This window comes from Collinsella sp. TF09-1AT, assembly GCF_003436895.1.
In the GTDB taxonomy this organism is placed as follows: domain Bacteria; phylum Actinomycetota; class Coriobacteriia; order Coriobacteriales; family Coriobacteriaceae; genus Collinsella.
Genome location: NZ_QSRC01000006.1, coordinates 72,381 through 90,510, shown reverse-complemented (window position 1 = coordinate 90,510; position 18,130 = coordinate 72,381). Strand labels below are relative to the sequence as shown.

20 protein-coding genes are annotated in these 18,130 nt (G+C 58.0%); 15 read left to right on the top strand and 5 right to left on the bottom strand.

The features are described 5' to 3' along the window. Positions 1-41: 41 nt before the first annotated feature. From DXC90_RS06730 to DXC90_RS06720, 3 genes are all read left to right on the top strand, one after another. Positions 42-902, top strand: a complete 861-nt coding sequence (locus DXC90_RS06730; RefSeq protein ID WP_117735308.1) for an ABC transporter substrate-binding protein — start codon at positions 42-44, stop codon at positions 900-902. Between the two features lie 167 nt (positions 903-1,069). Then, the gene (locus DXC90_RS06725; RefSeq protein ID WP_117735307.1) at positions 1,070-2,380 is read left to right on the top strand and encodes an ABC transporter permease subunit; all 1,311 of its coding nucleotides are present in this window, start codon (positions 1,070-1,072) and stop codon (positions 2,378-2,380) included. Positions 2,381-2,392: 12 nt separating this feature from the next. Beyond that, complete coding sequence (locus DXC90_RS06720; RefSeq protein WP_117629740.1) at positions 2,393-3,145, top strand: amino acid ABC transporter ATP-binding protein; 753 nt, start codon at positions 2,393-2,395, stop codon at positions 3,143-3,145. Positions 3,146-3,261: 116 nt separating this feature from the next. Here the strand turns inward: DXC90_RS06720 and DXC90_RS06715 are convergent, their stop codons facing one another. Further along, a complete protein-coding gene (locus DXC90_RS06715) occupies positions 3,262-3,681 on the bottom strand; it encodes a flavodoxin (RefSeq protein ID WP_117735306.1) in 420 nt (139 codons plus the stop codon). 46 nt (positions 3,682-3,727) lie between these two features. Then, entirely contained in the window at positions 3,728-4,432 is a 705-nt protein-coding gene (locus tag DXC90_RS06710) for a DUF3793 family protein (protein WP_117735305.1), read from the bottom strand. Positions 4,433-4,609: 177 nt separating this feature from the next. On the opposite strand from DXC90_RS06710, the gene DXC90_RS06705 reads away from it, so the two are divergent. Then, entirely contained in the window at positions 4,610-4,993 is a 384-nt protein-coding gene (locus tag DXC90_RS06705; RefSeq protein WP_117735304.1) for a heavy-metal-associated domain-containing protein, read from the top strand. Here DXC90_RS06705 and DXC90_RS06700 read toward each other — a convergent pair. Further along, positions 4,980-5,447 carry a hypothetical protein gene (locus DXC90_RS06700; RefSeq protein ID WP_233502234.1) on the bottom strand — a complete coding sequence of 156 codons (468 nt, stop codon included), beginning with the start codon at positions 5,445-5,447 and terminating at the stop codon, positions 4,980-4,982. The two genes, DXC90_RS06705 and DXC90_RS06700, sit on opposite strands and share 14 nt — an antisense overlap. Next, a complete protein-coding gene (locus DXC90_RS06695; protein WP_233502232.1) occupies positions 5,440-6,945 on the bottom strand; it encodes a DNA repair protein in 1,506 nt (501 codons plus the stop codon). Before DXC90_RS06695 ends, DXC90_RS06700 begins: the two co-directional genes overlap by 8 nt. 238 nt (positions 6,946-7,183) lie before the next feature. Here DXC90_RS06695 and DXC90_RS06690 point away from each other — a divergent pair, with 238 nt between their 5' ends. The 3 genes from DXC90_RS06690 to DXC90_RS09460 all read left to right on the top strand — a co-directional run bounded on the left by DXC90_RS06690 (position 7,184) and on the right by DXC90_RS09460 (position 9,999). Next, a complete protein-coding gene (locus DXC90_RS06690; protein ID WP_158567363.1) occupies positions 7,184-7,708 on the top strand; it encodes an iron-containing alcohol dehydrogenase in 525 nt (174 codons plus the stop codon). Positions 7,709-7,907: 199 nt separating this feature from the next. Continuing rightward, positions 7,908-9,602: a glucose-6-phosphate isomerase gene (gene pgi / locus DXC90_RS06685; protein ID WP_117564424.1), complete on the top strand. Its 1,695-nt coding sequence runs from the start codon at positions 7,908-7,910 to the stop codon at positions 9,600-9,602. Between the two features lie 148 nt (positions 9,603-9,750). Next, on the top strand, positions 9,751-9,999 hold the full coding sequence (locus DXC90_RS09460; RefSeq protein WP_147326615.1) for a hypothetical protein: 249 nt from the start codon (positions 9,751-9,753) through the stop codon (positions 9,997-9,999). Positions 10,000-10,023: 24 nt separating this feature from the next. Here DXC90_RS09460 and DXC90_RS09540 read toward each other — a convergent pair whose 3' ends face one another. Next, positions 10,024-10,203: a hypothetical protein gene (locus DXC90_RS09540; RefSeq protein WP_158550235.1), complete on the bottom strand. Its 180-nt coding sequence runs from the start codon at positions 10,201-10,203 to the stop codon at positions 10,024-10,026. 14 nt (positions 10,204-10,217) lie between these two features. On the opposite strand from DXC90_RS09540, the gene DXC90_RS09605 reads away from it, so the two are divergent. The 8 genes from DXC90_RS09605 to DXC90_RS06640 all read left to right on the top strand — a co-directional run bounded on the left by DXC90_RS09605 (position 10,218) and on the right by DXC90_RS06640 (position 18,130). Beyond that, a complete protein-coding gene (locus DXC90_RS09605) occupies positions 10,218-10,907 on the top strand; it encodes a hypothetical protein (protein WP_147326614.1) in 690 nt (229 codons plus the stop codon). After that, a complete protein-coding gene (locus DXC90_RS06670) occupies positions 10,789-11,280 on the top strand; it encodes a type IV secretory system conjugative DNA transfer family protein (protein WP_233502242.1) in 492 nt (163 codons plus the stop codon). Before DXC90_RS09605 ends, DXC90_RS06670 begins: the two co-directional genes overlap by 119 nt. Before the next feature lie 290 nt (positions 11,281-11,570). Next, a complete protein-coding gene (gene deoC, locus DXC90_RS06665; RefSeq protein WP_117735298.1) occupies positions 11,571-12,245 on the top strand; it encodes a deoxyribose-phosphate aldolase in 675 nt (224 codons plus the stop codon). 149 nt (positions 12,246-12,394) lie between these two features. Beyond that, a complete protein-coding gene (locus DXC90_RS06660; RefSeq protein WP_117735297.1) occupies positions 12,395-13,237 on the top strand; it encodes a Cof-type HAD-IIB family hydrolase in 843 nt (280 codons plus the stop codon). Positions 13,238-13,301: 64 nt separating this feature from the next. Next, positions 13,302-13,961 (top strand): HAD family hydrolase, encoded by a 660-nt coding sequence (locus tag DXC90_RS06655; RefSeq protein ID WP_369831507.1) that lies wholly within the window; start codon positions 13,302-13,304, stop codon positions 13,959-13,961. Between the two features lie 150 nt (positions 13,962-14,111). After that, positions 14,112-14,855 (top strand): GntR family transcriptional regulator, encoded by a 744-nt coding sequence (locus tag DXC90_RS06650; RefSeq protein ID WP_117735295.1) that lies wholly within the window; start codon positions 14,112-14,114, stop codon positions 14,853-14,855. 218 nt (positions 14,856-15,073) lie between these two features. Further along, complete coding sequence (locus DXC90_RS06645) at positions 15,074-16,537, top strand: YfcC family protein (RefSeq protein WP_117735294.1); 1,464 nt, start codon at positions 15,074-15,076, stop codon at positions 16,535-16,537. Positions 16,538-16,546: 9 nt separating this feature from the next. Next, positions 16,547-18,130 carry an amidohydrolase gene (locus DXC90_RS06640; protein WP_117735293.1) on the top strand — a complete coding sequence of 528 codons (1,584 nt, stop codon included), beginning with the start codon at positions 16,547-16,549 and terminating at the stop codon, positions 18,128-18,130.

The window sequence follows — 18,130 nt, the reverse complement described above, 5'->3', positions numbered from 1 at the left end:
AGACCTCTGAATCAAACGGGGTCACTGGAAGGAGACTGATTATGAAGCTCAAGAAGCTTGGCGCGTTTGCAGCCACGGGCGCCATGGCGCTCGCTCTTGCACTGACGGGCTGTGGTTCGTCCAACGCCACCTCTGGTTCCGATGCCGGTTCCAGCAGCCCTGACAACGCGAAGGTCGAGAAGGTCGACGGCTCCAAGGAGTATGCGCTCGTCAAGGACGGCACGCTGACCGTCGGCACCTCTGCCGAATACGCTCCGTTTGAGTATAAGGACGACAACGGCGACTATCAGGGCTTTGACCTTGAGCTCATCAAGGCTATCGCCGACAAGCTGGGTCTGGATGTCGAGTACGTCAACAACGACTTCGACACGCTCGTCCCCGGCGTTGCTTCGGGCGCCAAGTACGACGTCGCCATTGCGGCTATCACTGACACACCCGAGCGTGAGGAGGAAGTCGCTTTCTCTGACTCCTACTACATGGATGACCAGGCTATCGTGACCAAGGTCGATAACACCGACATTACGGCCGATAACTACAGCGAGAAGCTCAACAACGCCGACGCTACCATCATCGTCCAGTCCGGCTCGACCGCCGAGGCCTTTGCCCAGGAGAACTTCCCCAAGGCCAAGATTGTTCCCTACAAGGACGCCACCGAGTGCTTCAGCGCCCTGCAGTCTGATAAGGGCGATGCCGTAGTCACCAACCGCTCCGTCGCCAGCCAGCTGACCGCCGAGCAGTTCAACACCTGCCAGACCATCAAGCAGATCAGCACTGGCGAGGAGTACGCCATCGCCGTCAATCAGGGCAACACCAAGCTCAAGGACGACATCAACCAGGCCATCAAGGACCTGACCGATGACGGTACCGTTGACGCCCTCATGGCTAAGTACAACATCAAGTAAATTAATGCTTGATTGCGTGCGGGCCCTTTCCGTTTTGCGGAGAGGGCCTTTGCGCTTCTCTCGACGGAGAGCGTTTCCGTCTTGTTTTGCAGGCAACTTCTACGATAGGAGCCACCTTGTCTCGATTGAACAAAGGGACCGCGGAGCAGCGTTCTCCACGGTCCGCCTTGCTCCAAAATCTAGCCTGCGCCATGGCCGTGGCGCTCGCGCTGGTGTGTGCGGGGACATATGCACCCTCGACCGCCCAGGCGCTTGAGACCGCAAAGATCACTGCCCGACCCAACACCGGCTCGGGCAGCGATGTGGTCGGCGGCACCGAGACGCGCATTACCTGGGAAGTCCAGGCCGATGCCGACGAGGAGCTGAGCGGTCTTTCGCTGACGTTTGTCGATGGCACGACGTTTAGTGCCGACGATACGCGCCTGACGATGCTTTCGGGCGAGGACCTTATGGACCGTACCCCCATGAAGCCCACGTGCAAGGCGGATGGCCAGACGCTCAAGATCGACTTTGGCGAGACGGCGCCTGCCGGCGGCTTTTTCCGTGTCGAGGTTTACGGCGTGACCTTCCCCCTCGAGGGCGGCGACGAGGCCTTTAGCGGAACCTATACCCTGGCCGACGGCTCAACCAAGAAGATTTCCAAGATGTCCTCGGTGGAGATCAAGGGCGTGACGGCTTTCGATTACTTCCTGGCCGACCTTAAAGAGCAGCCGTGGGTCGAGGCTTGGAACTCCAATATGTTCCTGCGCCTGTTCCTGAACCCGGTCATTTTGGTCCAGAGCCTGCCGATCGTCTTTAAGGGCTTCCTCATGTCGCTCTCGATCGTGCTTGTGGCGTTTCCGTTGGCAATTCCCTTTGGCTTCGCCCTGTCGCTCATGCGCATCTCCAAGTCGCGCATCCTGCGTTGCCTTGCCGGCATCTACGTGAATATCATCCGCGGTACGCCGGCGTTCCTGCAGATCTATATCGCGTTCTTTGGCCTGCCGCTGGCCGGCGTCAAGGTAGATGATTATGCCCTGGGCGTCATCGTCATGGCCATGAACTCGTCTGCGTACCTGTGCGAGATCTTCCGTGCCGGTATTCAGTCGATCCCCAAGGGTCAAAACGAGGCTGCTCGCTCGCTGGGCATGAATGCCTTCCAGACGTTGCTCTACGTTATGATTCCGCAGACGTTCCGCAATGTCCTGCCTACGCTGACCAGCGAGTTTATCCTGCTTTACAAGGATACGTCGCTGCTTGCCGCCGTGGGCGTGGTCGAGATCGTCATGAACGCCCGCACCATCGTGGCTACGACGGGATCCATTACGCCGTATGTGGTTGCCGCCCTGTTCTATCTGGTCATCACCCTGCCGCTTGCCCGCTTGGTGAGCGGTCTTGAGGCGAGGCTTTTGGGTACGGCCGAAGTCAAGAAGAAGCGTCCCGCCAAGAGCGCCGGACAGGTCGTCGCGACGCCCGCCGATCACATCGCCGGTCTGTAAGGAGGTCCTATCATGAGCGAAACCAATAACTCGAACGAGGTCGTCGTCAGCATCAAGAATCTCCAGAAGGCCTTTGGCGATAACGTGGTCCTGCGCGACATCGATCTGGATGTGCACAAGGGTGAGGTCGTCGTGGTCCTGGGCCCCTCGGGCTCGGGTAAGTCGACGATGCTTCGCTGCATCAATCGCCTGGAGCATCCCACGAGCGGCTCGATTGTCGTTGAGGGCGTGGATGTGTGTGCCAAGGGCGTCGACCTCAATAAGGTACGCACGCACTTGGGCATGGTGTTTCAGCAGTTCAATCTGTTCCCGCACCTGTCGGTCAAAAAGAACGTCATGCTTGCGCAGCAAAAGGTGCTCAAGCGCAGTAAGGAAGAGGCCGAGAAGATCGCCATCGAAGAGTTGACCAAGGTCGGTCTTGCCGAGCGCATCGACTTTATGCCGAGCCAGCTGTCGGGCGGTCAGCAGCAGCGCGTTGCCATCGCCCGCGCCCTGTCGATGAACCCGCACGTGATGCTCTTTGACGAGGCGACGTCGGCACTCGACCCCGAGCTTGTCCGCGACGTATTGGGCGTTATGCGCGACCTGGCCCGCGACGGCATGACCATGATCGTCGTGACGCACGAGATGGGCTTTGCCCGCGACGTTGCCGATCGCGTCGTCTTTATGGACGGCGGCGTTATCGTGGAAGAGGGCACGCCGAGTGAGGTCTTCGACCATCCCAAGAGCGAGCGTACCAAGGCGTTTTTGGGCAATATCTCGTAGTCGGTTAAACGCAATTTTCGTTACAGGAAACGGGGGCTGGATGTGGATTCAGTCCCCGTTTTTGTTAGGACACGTATGCGTATTGTCATGACTCGGCTTTGTCGGCCTGTGGCGTGTTAAGCCAGCTCGGCTCCAAGGGCGCGACAGGCGGCCTCGCCCTCGTCATCGGGGGCGTCGAAGCAGATTGCGGAATCGACGACGTTGACACCCGCCTCGTCGGCGTCTGCCTTCCAGTTGTCCATCCATTCGCCCTCGGCCCACGAATAAGAGCCAAAGAGGACGACCTTCTTGTCGCCGAGAATTTCCTTGACTTCGTCCCACACCGGCTGGAACTCGTCGTACTCAAGCTCTTCGGAGCCCATGGCGGGGCAGCCGAAGGCGAAGGCGTCATAGCTGGCGGCCTTGTCTGCGGAGAAGTCGGCGCAGGAGATGACCTCTGCCTCGGCGCCGGCACCGGTTGCGCCCTCGGCAACGAAGTTTGCCATGGCCTCGGTGTTGCCCGTACCGCTCCAGTAGACGACGGCGATCTTGCTCATATGTTTTCCTTTCGGTTGTGCGGCGTGCGGCCGTGTTTTGTATGCTCTATCGGGTTGCCTGGACAAGTTGTCCCAGGGTGCAGCCCTGCTGATAGATGTAGGTAAGGTATTGCGTGCATGCGCGATAGGAATCGAAGGTCGTGAGCGCCTGCTCAACGTTTGTGTATACCTTCCATGCGCCAAAGACCTTATAGTTTTCGCCATGCTGGACGATGAACTGATGGACGTCGTCGTAGGGGTATCCCAAAAAGTAGCCAATTTCGTGGGGGAACTCACAGGAGCAGCTGTTATTGCAGCGGGCTTGATGGTCCAATGCGCACCGTGCCTGGTCGCAGGCGCATTCCGCGGCGTTAGTGCTCGCGAGCGCGATGCGTGATGCCAGGTGCGCGAGACATATCGGCAGATTGTCGGTGTTGTAGCCCTCCTTGGCGAGCGCCGTTTTGGCGCGCGGGCCCGCAAGGTATGTGGCGAGGCTATGGGGCCGATATGCGTACACAAGCGCCCCGCAGGGACGCCAGACCAAAACACTCAGGTGGATGCCGAGCGGGTCGAGTTCGTGGTTGCACTGGGCGATGACGTTGAGCAGGCGTTCGCGTCGATCGGCGATCGGCGCGGTCGCACTCGAGCCATCCTGATGGGCATAGATGCCGGGATAGGTAAAAAGCGATGCTGGTTTAATGCCCGCGAGCGTGGGGGAGCAGTTGCGCACGACCGCTGCCTGAAACGTTGGGATGTCTATGGTTCGAGTCATGGTTCCCCTTTTGAGTCCTCACTTGTTAAACAAGGAAAACTTATACACGAAAGTAAGCCTAGGTCAACTAAAAAGTAAGAAATACGAAACTATTTGATTGAACTGACATGAGCTTGGGGTAGGATGGTGACACCTCACGCGGGTATCTCTGAATGAGCTACGAGGAAAGGGGAGCGCATGGAAGATCTGCTTAACCCTGCGAATATCATCGTACTGGCCGTAATTGCCGTCGGTATGTTCTTTGGACTGCGCCGCATTGTCGCATCGACGCGCGGCAAAAGCTGCTGCAGCGATGGTTCGAGTGGCAAAAAAGTTAAAAGGGCCGTGGTGGCCGATACCGACAAATCTCACTACCCCTACTGCGATGAGCTGCTCATTGGCGGCATGAGTTGTGATGGCTGCGCGCACAACGTTGAGAATGCCCTTAATGCGCTGCATGGCGTGTGGGCAACGGTGACGTTTGCGGACCACACAGCGCGCGTGCGCTCGAAGTATCCGATTGGCCGCGAGACGCTTGAGGCCGTGGTAAGGGGCGCGGGTTATTACGTCATGAGGCTCTAGTCGCTCGCATCGAGGCCGAGGCGTTCGATTGGGCTCGGCCGCGCAGCTCCACGTCTTGGATATCGTCGAAGTTAATGGCGATATCCTTAAGTTTGAGCAGCTTGAATGCGGGGAGCACTTCATCGAGAATGCCGGTACGGCTACGATAACCGTACGTATCGTAATAGGTGACGCGAACCAAGTCGCCGCGTTTGAGGCCCTCGAGCTTTTTCGAAAGCTCGAGGGCTTTTTCTTCCGTGAGTTCGCATTTGGGCTCGACAGTGATTTCTTGCTTGCGTACGAGCTCGTAGTATCCCGTGAGAGCGGCGAAGGGCATAAACTGCGCGGCGCGCCCGGCGCGAACGGCGCCGTTGGCGGTGAGTTTGGGGTCGGCGGAACGACGTCTTCCCTCGGGGTCCGCCAGGCGCTCAAATGGTGTCGGCGGCCGCATCGGTTGTTGTTGGGGCTTAGGCACGATGTCCTCCTACCTGATCGTTGCGCTCGCGTGCGGTGGCGCCGGCGGTAAAGCTCAATCCTTTGACCAGGGCGTTCTTGCCGTACTTGCCTTTCACGGCCAACACGGCGCGCGCCAGATCGCGTTCGCGCTCGTCGGCCTCGACGTCGCTGAACAGATCGACGGTAGCGAATTCCTCGGGCATGAGATTGCCAAAGCCCAGGTTGATGCGCTTGATCGGTCGTTTGGGGTCGACAGTCTGCGCCCAGAGCTCATCGAAGTAACCCATGATCTTCTTAAATGAATTGGTGCGCTCGGGCAGTTTTCGCGAGGCGTTGGAGTGCGCGAAGAGTGCGGCATAGCCACCGCGCGGTTTGCCGCCGTGTTCCCCCACAAAGATGCCGTCGATTGCCTGCGCCTCGCGCACCAGGCGACGCCGTTCGTCATCGCGCTGGACGGGCTTGGGCGCACGGGGCGCGAGTTCGGGGCCGGCGGTCGCGGTAGGCTCGATACCTGACGTGCTCGAGCGCAGGTGTCCGCATCCGTCTACATATTGCGCCGTGCCGCTGGCATCGAGTCGGCGTATGTCGGCTCGCTCGCTCGCGTAGCCCACGAAGAGCGAGATGCTGTCACACACCACGTGCTTATCGACCAAGTCCAGTACGGCGTTGTCGACCATCTCGCGCAAGACGGTGTAGGCCTGCTCGTAGGCATAGCCCTTTGAGAGCACCTGTCCTGTGGTGGTTGAGGTTGCCTGCGGGCGATAGGCTTGGATATCGGCGATGGTTGTCGGCTCGCGCCCGAAGGCGTGGTCGATGAGATATTCGGCATTGACGCCGAGTTCATCGTAAAGCAGGTTTTCGTCGAGCGCGGCTACGCCCATCAGGTCGTAGACGCCGTACTTTTCGAGCCGGGCCGCCACGCCGGGGCCGATACCCCAGATATCGGTGATGGGTCGATGCGGCCAGATCTCCTTGCGAAAGGTTTCGTTATCGAGTATGCCGATGCGGCTGGGTACGTGCTTTGCGGTAATATCGAGCGCCACCTTAGCCTGGAATAGGTTGGGGCCGATACCGACGGTGGCCGTGATGCCGGTGCGCGCGAGGACCTCGTCGCGCAACATGCAGGCGAACCCTTCGGCATCGGTGTGGTAGAGGTCTAGATAGGGCGTCACGTCGATAAAGCACTCGTCGATTGAATAGACGTGAATGTCTTGCGGGCTCACGTATTCCAGATAGATGCCGTAGATTTTCGCCGACACCTCCATGTAGTGCTGCATGCGCGGTACGGCCTTGATGTAGTCGATGCCGTCGGGAATCTCGAACAGACGGCAGCGGTTGTGTATCCCGAGGTCTTTCATGGCCTGCGTGATGGCAAGACAGATGGTCGTGCGTCCGCGCGATTCGTCGGCAACGACCAGGCACGTGGTGAGTGGGTCGAGCCCGCGGTCGACACACTCGACGCTGGCGTAGAACGTCTTAAGGTCGATGCAGATATAGGTATGCTGCTCGTGTTCCACGCGTGCCCTCCCATCAAACACATGTTCTTATCGAATACCTGTTCGATAATACCTGCTTGCGCGGACATCGTCAAAACCTGTCAAAAAGGGACTGGTTTGTTTTGGTAGGTATGGTCGTGCGGCTGCATCGGGTTTTTAACGCGGCTCTAAAGAGTGCGAAACAGCTCGGAAAACCTCGCTTCGTAGCATGGGCCTAACGATTGATACCGCCTATACGCACGGAGGGGTTGTGGGAAAGATGGTCAATTATGGGTTTGGTATGCCGACGCGCCTTGTTGCGGATGGAGACGTGGCTCGCTGGTGCGGACGATTGGTCGCTCACTACGGTGGCACCAAGGCGTTGGTCGTGCTGGGTGGCGACAAGCACGCGCGCGATGAGCTTGTCTCGGCGGCACTCGGCTCGCTTGATCGAGCTCTGCTCGAGCGCGTGCTTTTCCGCTGCGGCTCGGTTGAGGGCGACGGGGGAGACGAGCCGATCGACGAAGCCGTGGCCCTGGCGACCGACGAAGGCGTGGACTTTGTCTTGGCGATTGGCGATGCCGATACTGCCGGCTTTGCACGCGAACTCGCCCGTCGCATGGCGACGCTCGATGCCGGCGAAGACGGCTTTGTGCCTTATGGATGCATTGTCTCGGAGGGCAAGGTGCCTGCTGTCGTGGGCACCGGTGAGGTTCCGGTTTTTGCCATTATCGCGCCCGAACTGCTGGAGGGCATTGGGTCTCCTCTGCGTGAGCTGCTCGGCAGTGTGTGCGCCGCGGCCTAATATTTGCCATAAAGGGACGGGTTATTTTTGGTTGATAAAGCGTTTGACCTGCCAAAATAAACCTGTCCCTTTTTGGTCGGTTGCCGTTTGGGGGCCGATTGGCAACGCTCGCTGATTGTAGTCTTGACCTGCGCTAGAATAGTGGCATCTGAATGTCCGGGCGCATGGAGGCGTGCGCCCGTATGCTGAGGAGGACTCTATGGCAACTGTTGCCGCACCTATCGATGCTACGTCGACTGCCGCTTGGAAGGCACTCGAGGCCCATCAGGAGAAGCTCGAGGCCGAAGGTATCGACCTCAAGGCCTGGTTCGCCGCCGATGCCGAGCGCGTGAACAAGCTGAGCTTTGACGCCGGTGACCTGCACTTCGACCTGTCCAAGAACCTGGTGACCGATGAGACCGTCAAGCTCCTGTGCGATCTTGCTCGCGAGGTGAAGCTCGAGGAGCGCCGCGACGCCATGTTCTCTGGCGAGCACATCAACACCACCGAGGACCGCGCTGTCCTGCACACCGCGCTGCGCCGCCCGGCAAGCGAGAAGGGCCAGCTCATCGTCGACGGCCAGGACGTCGTCGCCGACGTGCACGAGGTCCTCGATCGCATGTATGCCTTCGCCGAGCGCGTGCGCTCCGGTGAGTGGAAGGGCGTTACCGGCAAGAAGATCGAGCACCTGGTGTCCATCGGCATCGGCGGCTCCGACCTGGGCCCGGTCATGGCTTACGAAGCCCTGCGTCCCTATGCCGACGCCGGTATCGATTGCCGCTACATCTCCAACATCGACCCCAACGACCAGGCCGAGAAGCTCAAGGGTTTGGATCCCGAGACCACGCTCGTGATCATCGTCTCCAAGACCTTCACCACGCTCGAGACCCTCACCAACGCCCGCGAGGTCAAGACCTGGATGCTCGAGCAGCTCAAGGCTCAGGGCGCCATCGATGGTTCCGATGAGCAGAACGCCGAGGCCGTGGCAAAGCACTTCGTCGCCGTCTCCACCGCACTCGAGAAGGTTGAGGCCTTCGGTATCGACCCGGCCAACGCCTTCGGTTTTTGGAACTGGGTCGGCGGCCGCTATTCCGTTGACTCCGCCGTGGGCCTGTCGCTGATCGTCGTGCTCGGCCCCGAGCGTTTCCAGCAGTTCCTCGAGGGCTTCCACGCCATCGACGAGTACTTCTGCAACACCCCGCTCGAGAACAACGCCGTCGCGCTGATGGGCCTGCTCAACGTCTGGTACGTTAACTTCTTTGGTTCCAAGAGCCACGCCGTGCTTCCGTACTGCCAGTACCTGCACCGTTTCCCGGCCTACCTGCAGCAGCTCACTATGGAGTCCAACGGCAAGCATGTCCGCTGGGACGGCAGCGCCGTGACCTCCGACACCGGTGAGATCTTCTGGGGCGAGCCCGGCACCAACGGCCAACATGCCTTCTACCAGCTGCTGCACCAGGGCACCGTGGTGGTCCCGGCCGACTTCATCGCCTTCGCCAACACTGCCAACCCCGCAACCGACAGCGGTCAGGATGTCCACGAGCTGTTCCTGGGCAACTTCTTGGCCCAGACCAAGGCGCTCGCCTTTGGCAAGACGGCCGACGAGGTGCGCGCCGAGGGCACGCCCGAGCAGATCGTCCCGGCTCGCTGCTTTGAGGGCAATCGCCCGACGACCTCGATCTTTGGCGACACGCTGACCCCGTTCGCACTCGGTGAGCTCATCGCCCTGTACGAGCACATCACGTTTGTCGAGGGCACGGTCTGGGGCATCGACTCCTACGACCAGTGGGGCGTTGAGCTGGGCAAGCAGCTTGCCAAGCAGATCACCCCGGCCTTCCACGACGACGCCGCCAAGGCCGAGCAGGACGCTTCGACCCAGGCGCTCATCGAGTTCTACCGCGCTCACCGCAAGTAGTCTTTGTTGCTGAGATAGGTCATTGCCGAAAGGGGCCTGTATCCGTTGGGATACGGGCCCCTTTGCTATTTGAATGGGCATGAGGGCGTATTGGGGGGATGTCTGGCTGTCGGTATCCGCGTGCGGCTTTACCGAGATTGACTAATTTTTGAATCAGGAGCCGGTCGAGAACCGCGATTTTGATGTCATCGAGCGCGAGATGACTGCCATTGTTGATTTTTGTCGCGAACCACCATATCCGAGTCGAATGCTCGTCGAAGAACATTTTTTGAAAAAGATACTTTCCAAAACGCCAAATCCTGTTTCCCTTAAAGAAGACCGCTCCGGTGGTCGTCATTTGATCGAGCATATTAAGTTTCAGTTTTCAGCGTGTAAGAGAAAGAAGATCGGCATATGAACACCAAGCATCTTTTATCGACAACTAAATAACAGGGTAAAACAGCTCACGGCACGCCGACCGTTCCGTATAGGCATCGAGCCATCTTCCGCACGACAAGCCGCCCTCGAGCACACCACTCCTTAGCATCCAACCCAGCATATCAAGCACAGCAAGCACATCGTCAACGACACCCAGCACATCACCAACAGGCAAGCACATCACAGATTGGAAACGCCATGAACACTACCCGTACCCAGACTGCAAACACCGTCCTCAAGGCACGCATCGACCGTGCTCTGCACGGCAGCTACGACACTGACTTCGCCGCCGCAACGATCGCAAACTTTGCCCTGCTGCCAGTTGACGAGGCACTGAGCAACCACGAGTTTTCGGCAAATCGCTGCGCCGAAATTATGAACGATCCGGCCGTCCACAAACTTTCCGACCCTTATCTCGGATCCCATGGTAAGACCGAAGGCCCGTACACCATGGGTCATCTGGCACACATGATTACTGCACTCGACACTAAGCTTCGGCTCGAGATGGACGATGAGACGCGGATGACATTGATGGATCATCGATATGACCTGCAGAACGCCCTGACCTTTCCCATCCATGACCTCGCCATGGGCCTCAACGCCCTGGAGGCGCGGCATCAGCAGACAACCTGCGGGCAAGATGACATGCAGGGCCCGCCGGGCATCATGGTGCTCGACCGCGAACGCTACAACCGCGCAACCGCCCGGTTTCAAGCCGGCCCGGCAACGGTGCGCACCCTGATTGACATGCTCCGCATACTCAGCCCCAATCGTCTCTTCGACGGCTACCGGGCACTGGCGCCCGCAGGCCTTCGCGGAACTCATCCGCCACGCCGACGCGCAGCCCGACGGCCGCCTTGCGATACCGGTCCGCTTTATGCTCGATGACTTTGCCAACCTGCAGATGCCGCAAATCGACAACGTTCTGTCCATCATCCGCAGCCGCGAGATCTGGGCAACCCTATTGCTGCAGTCAACCAATCAACTCGATGCGCTCTATGGCGAGGCGCGCGCTCGCTCCATCATGGGCAACTGCGACACGCAGCTCGTACTAGCCTTCCAGGACCCCGAGAGCGCCCGCGTCTTTTCCGAGCGTGCCGACGTGCTACCCAGTACACTCATGGCAACGCCCGTCGACCGCTCCTGGCTGTTCGTACGCGGCCGCGCTCCCCAGCAGGTCGAGCGCTTTAAGTTCGAGGATCACCCGCTCTACACAGAGCTCCCCGAAGCCCAAAGCGCTCAGGTCGATTTCGATCGCTAACGACGTTGCGCAGCCCATCATTTCTGATCGCAAACAGTAAAGGGGCCCGCATCCCAACAGATATGGGTCCTTTGCTATTTGAATGGGCATGAGGGTGTATTGAGGGGGGGGTGCCTGGCTGTCGGCATCCGCATGTGGCGCCATTCGCTTTCCGTAGATATACTTCTACAGCTAATTTCATACCGCTTGCCGGAATGCGGACGCTGTCCTTGCGTATCGGGCGTACATTGGACGTGGTATTTCGCGTGAAAACACAAATCGGTTGTCGGTCCTGAACAAGGAGGCCCAGCATGACGCTTGCCAAACCCATCAATAAATACATCGACTATATCGACGCTCCCGAGGACACATTTGAGCAGTATGTCGAGAAGGCACTAAAGTACAACTTCCGTTGTGTATTTGCGAACCTGCAGGAGTACGAGACGGGTCGCGCAATGCTCGAGGGCTCTGACATTATCCTTGCCGGTGCTATCGACTTTCCCCAGGGCACTATGACGCTTGATGAGAAGCTTGCGAGGTTTGAGGAATACGCTGCGTGCGGCTTTACCGAGATTGACTACGTTTTGAATCAGGAGTCGGTCGAGAACCGCGATTTTGATGCCATCGAGCGCGAGATGACTGCCATTGCTGATTTTTGTCGCGCGCATGGCATCACTGAGAAGGTGATCGTCGAGATGTGCAAGCTGGACGGCGACGATGCCGCCAAGCACCGTGTGTGTGAGATTGCGCTGGAGGCTAAGCCGGGATTCCTTAAGACATCGACTGGTAGAAGCTTTGGCGGCGCTAAGCTCGAGGATGTGCGGCTGATGCACGAGGTGCTCGGCGATTCCGTGGCAATCAAGGCGGCGGGCGGTATCCATAATTACGAAGAGGCTTGCGCATTCATCGAGGCCGGCGCTAGCGCGTTGGGTGCATCGGCGGGCATTGCGATCGTCGAGGGTGCACCGACGGAGGAGCGTCGTTAGCAGGCGTATTTGACCTGAGCGATAAAGCTTCACGACCACGCGTCGTTCATGTTCGGGACAATATGACTTTTTACCCGTTGCAGACAGAGCTGCCGTGGGTGTTCTGTATGATGGCTCAGACAAGGTTGTTCAATGACAGGGAGGCACATATGGCAATTAAAGCCATCGCAATGGATATCGACGGTACGCTTACCAACGATCAGAAGGTGATCAGCCCGCGTACGCGCGAGAAGCTGCTCGCGGCACAGGAATCGGGCATTAAGCTCATCTTGGCTTCGGGTCGTCCCGCCTGGGGTCTTCGCGCCCTGGGTCAAGAACTCGATCTTCACAACCACGATGGCCTGCTGGTCGCCTTTAACGGTGCGCACGTGGTCGATGCCCAGACCGATGAGGTGCTGTTCGACCAGGCCATGCCGGTCGACGAATTGCATCGCCTAATTGACCATCTTCGCAGCTTTGACGTGATCCCTATGATTTCGCTCGGGCGTGACCTGCATGTAGAGGACTCGTATCGCTGCATGATTACGCTGCCGGACGGCTCGCAGAAGAATATCGTCAAATACGAGCGCGACGCCTGCGATCTTAAGATTCGCGAAGTCGAGAGCCTTCATGAGGTGGCGGATGCCTATCCGGTGGACAAGCTACTCACCGCGGGCGATCCGGCCTATCTGCAGGCGCATCACGAGGAGATGTACGCGCCCTTTACCCAGACGCTGTCGGGTATGTTTACGGCTGACTGGTACTTTGAATATACGGCGCCCGGCATCGACAAGGCTCGTGCGCTCGAGGGTGCCCTGCCCAAGCTCGGCATCGATGCCAGCGAGGTCGTATCGTTTGGCGATGGCCAGAACGACAAGTCCATGATTGAGTGGGCCGGCACCGGTGTTGCCATGGGCAACGCCGTCGATGAGGTTAAGGCTGTAGCCCAGATGGTGACCGCCAATAACAACGAAGACGGTATTGCGGTAGCGCTGGATAAGCTGCTGGGTTAGAATCGCCGATTAATGCATGGTTCGGGCGCCTGCTCGCGGGCGTCCTTTTGTTAGGGAGGGTGCCGTGTCCGCATTTCCGTTCGACGCCGTTATCTTTGACATGGATGGCGTCATCGTCGATACCGAGTATTACTACCTGGGGGAGACTGCCGCGTTTGCCAAGGAGCTTGGGTTGAACCTGACCCAAGAGGAGCTGAACGGGCAGATTGGCACCTCGCATCAGTTCTTCCTGCATATGCTGGTCGATTGGTTTGAACGCGCCGGTAAAGGGCACTTCACTGGCGAGGAAGCGTTGGCCCGTTGGGACGAGTGGGCGCATAAGCGTCCGCGTGACTACCAGGCTTTGATTAACCCGGGCGCTGTGGATACGATTCGAGAGTTGCCGCGCCGCGGCGTTCGCGTGGCGCTGGCGAGTTCGTCTCCCATGGACAGCATCGAGGAAGTGCTCGATGCATGCGGGCTGTCGGATGCCTTTGAGTATGTGGTGAGCGGCGAACAGTTTAAGGAGAGCAAGCCCGAGCCCGACATCTACCTGCATGCGCTGGATCTGTTGGGGCTGCCTGCGGACCGTTGCTGCTGTGTTGAGGATTCGGTGCCTGGTATCACTGCCGGCAAACGCGCGGGGTTAACGGTGATTGCCAAGCGCGAGGAGCGCTTTGGCTTTAGCCAGGATGCCGCGGACAAGATTATCGACCAGCTGCCGGAGCTGCTCACGCTTTCTTAGGAGCGCGGTAGTTGCGCGTTTTTCGGGTCTGATGAGTAAATTGCCGACATTTTGGTGCGACACCTAGCATACTTTAAGCTAATGCGGGCTTAAGGACTTGTTGAATGCCCCTAAGCCCGTTTTAGACTTAATTGTGCTTGGAGAGGGTATATGCCACCGACTGAAGGGCTAACTGACGGTAAAGCAGCGATACCGCTGTACCAACAGGTTATCGATATCATCAAAAACGAAATCAACTCCGGTGCCTACAAGGCAGGCGCGCGGATACCCAACGAATTCGAATTGGCTGAGAGCTATAAAGTTGGCCGCGTTACCGTGCGACGCGCTATTGAGGAGCTCGTCCAACAGGGCTATCTAACGAAGCAACAGGGGAAAGGCACGTTTGTCAATGCCCCCAAGCTCAAGCGTAAGATTCGCCAGAAGGATGACGTCCAGAGTTTTTCGGACGCATGCCGCGTTAACGGAATGGAACCGGGGGCGCGTGTCATTTCGAGAAAGATACTGCCGGCGGATTCCACCGAAGCACAGTTCTTTGGTGTTCCCGTTGGAACTGACTTGATCTGCGTTGAGCGCGTGCGTACTGCCGATGGCGTCCCTGTCATGCTCGAGAACAACATATATGTTTACGAGGACAACGCCTATCTATCAACGGCACCTCTATCTAACCAATCCATTTTTGAGTTCGTGCGCAACCGGACGGGCCGCACGCCCGCGTTTACCGACCCATGCACGCTTGAGATCGCGTGCGCGTCGCCCGAGGTCGCTCGGTTGTTGGCAGTTCCCGTTGGCGAACCCATGTTTTATATGGAAGCCTTCTTTTTCGATGAGCAGCGGCGGCCGTTTATCATCGGTCGTCAGCGGATCGTTGGGTCTCGCTACGTTTTTGACATCTAGGACATTGCGTATGGAAACGTCCGGTGAATCATCTCACCGGACGTTTCCATACCGTTCACGGCGCAAACGCAACCGTTCAACCGCGTTGCGGCAATCAGTTTGAAATTATCTTGATGACGAGAAAAGCTGCTGGTAATCTATAGAACGTCATAGAACGTTTGCTTTGTGCAAACGTTGAAGCGAGATGCGATGCAGTCTCGAGTTCTTTGGAGGTATCTATGTCAGATACGAAGGCGAAGAAGACAAACAGACGTTTTAAGTTCAAATTACCGCATGTCTATACGATCATGTTCTTGCTGATCGTTGTCTTTGCGGTCTTGACTTGGATCGTTCCCTCTGGTCAGTATCAGCGCAAGACGATTTCGACAGCGGCGGGCGAGCGTGAAGTCGCCGTTGCTGGAACCTATGAACAGGTCGATAAGAACTACACAGATTCCGAGACCGGCGAGACCATCAATCTGGGTCAGGATATCTTCGCGGTCCTGCAAGCGCCCACTAAGGGCATCCAGGAGGCTGCCGACGTCGTTGCGTTTGTCTTATTGATTGGCGGATCGTTCGCAATTATCACCAAGACCAACGCTTTGAATGCCGGTATGAGCCGTGTGATTAAAAAGCTCAAGAACAAGGACATCCTCATCATTCCCATCACGATGACGTTGCTGTCCATTTGCGGCACCACGTTTGGTATGTCTGAGGAAGCCCTGCCGTTCTATGCCATCTTCATTCCCATCATGATGGGTATCGGTTATGACTCGATGACGGCATTCATCATCTGCTTCCTTGGTCCTAACCTGGGATATTGTGCTTCGACCATCGACCCGTTTAATGTTTTGATCGCCCAAGGCATCATTGGCATCGAGGGCAATCCGCAACTGTGGCTGCGCGCCGTTTCTTGGGTCATCTTCACTGCCGTCGGTATCGCATGGGCCATGCGCTACGCCATGCGCGTCAAGAAAAACCCCGAGTCGTCCATTACGTACGAGGACGATAAGCTCAAGCGTATCGAGTTTTCCGTGATCGATGCCTCCATCGAGGAAGAGTTCACTATCCGTCAGAAGCTCGTGCTTATCGATTTTGCTTGCGGTATGGGCATTATCGTCTGGGGTCTTGTTACCCAGGGTTGGTACATGAATGAGATTTCCGCCGTGTTCCTTGGCATGGGCTTGCTTGCCGGTATCCTGGGCGGTCTTGACCAGCAGACGATTGCTGAGGAGTTCGTTAAAGGCCTCGCCGACTTTGCGTACGCCGCCATCGTTATCGGTATCGCTCGCGGTATTCTGGTCATCGCCGAGGGCGGCATGATCATCGACACCATCCTCCAGGCGCTCGCTACTGCGCTCGCCGGTGCACCCGCCGCCGTCTACACCACGTTTATGTATATCGTCCTTGGCCTGCTCTCTTTGCTGGTTCCCTCGAGTTCTGGCCTGGCGGCACTCACCATGCCCGTTATGGGCCCCCTGACCGAGCTCATGGGCCTCAATCCCGAGGCGGCCGTTACCGCGCTCCAGTTTGCCAACCAGACCATCAACACCATCAGTCCCGTGGCGGGCATGACGGTTGCCGGCCTTGGCGTGGCTAAGATTTCGTTTGGCCAATGGTGGAAGACCATTTGGAAGTTCTTCATCTTCATGGTCGTGTTTGGCTTGGTCATTACTGCCATTTCTGGCATGCTTCCGGCGTAGGTGATTATAATGTCCGATCGTTTGACGGTCCTGACGTCTAAGAGCGTCTTTACCGGTACGGGGGACCTGCCGTTTGAAGGTTTCGTAGCGGTCCGTGACAATCGAATTGAGGCGGTTGGCACCAAGTGTGAGGTAGCTTCGTATTTGACCCAGGCGGACGAGGTAGTTGACCTGGGCGACCGCACTGTCATGCCTGGCCTGATCGATGTGCATACCTTCTATACAGGCTGGGCGCTGCGGACGTTGGGGTCTGATCTGTCCGGCATCGCTGATGCCAAAGAGGCCGTGTCGCTCTTGCGTGCATGGAAAGAAGATCATCCGGATTGCGCGGCGGCTTTTGGCCACAACCTGCCCGAAACGTTGGCATCGGATGCCGAGAACGCAAATACGGCAGCTGTGTTTGACGATTGTTTTGGCGATATCCCTGTCGTCTGCTTTACACCGGGTGCGGAGACCTGCGTTCTCAATGCTGCCGCCAGTGCGCGATACGGCTTCACACCCCAGGCGTGTTATGCCGAGAAGATCTGGCGCATGATGAGCGATTTCCTCTCGCTGCCCGAGGTACGTGCGGGGTATTCGGACTACATGGGCATGCTTAACGAGCGCGGCGTTACCGCCATCAAGGAGATGGCGTTTGATGACTACTACGGTTTTGCCGACGAAATGGCTCGCCGTGAGGAATCTGGTGAGCTGACGGTTCGCGTCTCTATGATGTCGCAGCCGGTGGGTGCCGGTGCAAATCTGTCATATGCTCGCGAGGCACGAGAGCGCTTCCGGGGTCCGTTCGTTCGTTTTTCTGGCTTCAACCGTATGACCGATCGCGGCGTATGGGCGGGGCTTGCCGAGATGATTGACCCCTATGAGGACACGGCCGATGCGGGCGCTGCCGGCAAGACGGTTGTCGAGGAGCCCGAGTGGGATCTGATTGAGAACGAGCTGCGCGCAATTGATGCTGACGGCTTCCGATATTCCTTGCATTGCCAGGGCGATGGCGCCGTTCGTCGCACCGTGGCGCTCTATGCCTCGCTGCCTCGAGACGAGCATGGACGGTTGCTTCGCCGCCATGCGATTACCGATCTCGAGAACTCTGATCCGACCGATCTTGTCGAGTTTGGCAAGTTAGGTGGAATTTGCGAGGTCTATCCGCAGATTTTGACGCTGGACCGGCGCGAGGATTGCCTGTCGATGATGTGTCGACAAATTGGCGAGACGCGACTTTTGCACAGCTGGAATCGCCGCGGCATGGAAGATTCCGGATGCACGGTGTGCTGTGGTACGGATTTGCCGCTGCTGATTCCGAGCCTGGGCGAGTCAATCTACAGCGCGTGCGGCGGATACTTCGACGATGGACTGCCCGTGAATGAGGCCAACGCGCTGACACTTGTCGAGCTCTTGCGCGCTTGGACTGCCGGCGGCGCGTACGATCTGATGCGCGAAGACGAGCTGGGTACGCTCGAGGTCGGCAAGCTTGCCGATATCTGCGTGCTCGATCGGGATGTGTTCGACCTCGATTATCACGACGCACGCAATCTTGCGGTTGATATGACGATGTCGGACGGACAAATCGTGTTCGATAGAAATAGGGAGGCATAA

What these genes read in the sequence shown, in the direction of transcription:
- deoC (WP_117735298.1), top strand. Translation starts at nt 11,571, where the DNA reads ATGACGCTTGCCAAACCCATCAATAAATACATCGACTATATCGACGCT.
- DXC90_RS06660 (WP_117735297.1), top strand. Translation starts at nt 12,395, where the DNA reads ATGGCAATTAAAGCCATCGCAATGGATATCGACGGTACGCTTACCAAC.
- DXC90_RS06710 (WP_117735305.1), bottom strand. Translation starts at nt 4,432, where the DNA reads ATGACTCGAACCATAGACATCCCAACGTTTCAGGCAGCGGTCGTGCGC.
- DXC90_RS09605 (WP_147326614.1), top strand. Translation starts at nt 10,218, where the DNA reads ATGAACACTACCCGTACCCAGACTGCAAACACCGTCCTCAAGGCACGC.
- pgi (WP_117564424.1), top strand. Translation starts at nt 7,908, where the DNA reads ATGGCAACTGTTGCCGCACCTATCGATGCTACGTCGACTGCCGCTTGG.
- DXC90_RS06715 (WP_117735306.1), bottom strand. Translation starts at nt 3,681, where the DNA reads ATGAGCAAGATCGCCGTCGTCTACTGGAGCGGTACGGGCAACACCGAG.
- DXC90_RS06720 (WP_117629740.1), top strand. Translation starts at nt 2,393, where the DNA reads ATGAGCGAAACCAATAACTCGAACGAGGTCGTCGTCAGCATCAAGAAT.
- DXC90_RS06640 (WP_117735293.1), top strand. Translation starts at nt 16,547, where the DNA reads ATGTCCGATCGTTTGACGGTCCTGACGTCTAAGAGCGTCTTTACCGGT.
- DXC90_RS06705 (WP_117735304.1), top strand. Translation starts at nt 4,610, where the DNA reads ATGGAAGATCTGCTTAACCCTGCGAATATCATCGTACTGGCCGTAATT.
- DXC90_RS06730 (WP_117735308.1), top strand. Translation starts at nt 42, where the DNA reads ATGAAGCTCAAGAAGCTTGGCGCGTTTGCAGCCACGGGCGCCATGGCG.
- DXC90_RS06690 (WP_158567363.1), top strand. Translation starts at nt 7,184, where the DNA reads ATGGTCAATTATGGGTTTGGTATGCCGACGCGCCTTGTTGCGGATGGA.
- DXC90_RS06650 (WP_117735295.1), top strand. Translation starts at nt 14,112, where the DNA reads ATGCCACCGACTGAAGGGCTAACTGACGGTAAAGCAGCGATACCGCTG.
- DXC90_RS06645 (WP_117735294.1), top strand. Translation starts at nt 15,074, where the DNA reads ATGTCAGATACGAAGGCGAAGAAGACAAACAGACGTTTTAAGTTCAAA.